This window comes from Campylobacter concisus (assembly GCF_902460595.1).
Lineage (GTDB): Bacteria > Campylobacterota > Campylobacteria > Campylobacterales > Campylobacteraceae > Campylobacter_A > Campylobacter_A concisus_BL.
In genome coordinates this window covers 158,453-159,235 of record NZ_CABPVA010000001.1, presented here as the reverse complement: position 1 = coordinate 159,235, position 783 = coordinate 158,453, and the positions used below count along the sequence as shown (strand labels likewise).

Genomic DNA, 783 nt, shown 5'->3' with positions numbered 1-783 from the left:
TTAAAGCTAAGTGCGAATAGAGCGTAGTTTGGTAATATTTATTGACACTATTTTTATCCAAATTTGACTTTGGATTGACGTAAAATAGGCATTTAAAGTAAATTTAGCATAAAGTTTAGAAATTTAAATTTTAAAATTTGCCAGAAATGAATATGAATTAAATTTTTTATAGATCAATTTTTTTAGATTTTTGAGAGGATTTTCTTTTATAGCTTAATAAAAAATATTAGTTTAAAGAGAGATCGGAGCAAATTTGCTCCGAGAAATTATTTAACGCCAACTATTATTTGAGTTGCTTTAATGATAGCAGTTACTTTGTCGCCTACTTTTAAAGCTAAATTTTGAACTGACTCTCTAGTGATGATAGCTGAAATTTTGCTGCCATTTGCGTCGATGATAACCTCAGCATTTACAGCGCCGTCTTTTATCTCGCTAACAACGCCTTTGATTTGGTTTGTTGCGCTAAGTTTTATGCTGTCATCTTTTGAAACGATAACGCTTGAAGCCTTGAATAAAAATATAGCTTTTTTGCCAACTTTAAGATCAAGAGCTTTCTCGCTATCAACCGTAATAGTTGCTTTTAGCACCTCACCACCTGCGATTTTACCAGCTATTAGCGAATTTACCGCGCCTGTTCTTACTTCTGATATCTCAACATTTAGTTGATTTCTTGCACTTAGTGACATATTTTTCCTTTTTATGATTTAAATTGTTTTGAGATTGTAAAGTAATACTTTTAATGCAAACTTAAAATTGTTATATGAAATTTTATAATATCAAAAA

General features: G+C 30.1%; 1 protein-coding gene. It reads right to left on the bottom strand.

The window, feature by feature from the left end:
- Window positions 1-266: 266 nt before the first annotated feature.
- Window positions 267-686: a TOBE domain-containing protein gene (locus F3G86_RS00725; protein ID WP_103586534.1), complete on the bottom strand. Its 420-nt coding sequence runs from the start codon at window positions 684-686 to the stop codon at window positions 267-269.
- Between the last annotated feature and the right edge of the window lie 97 nt (window positions 687-783).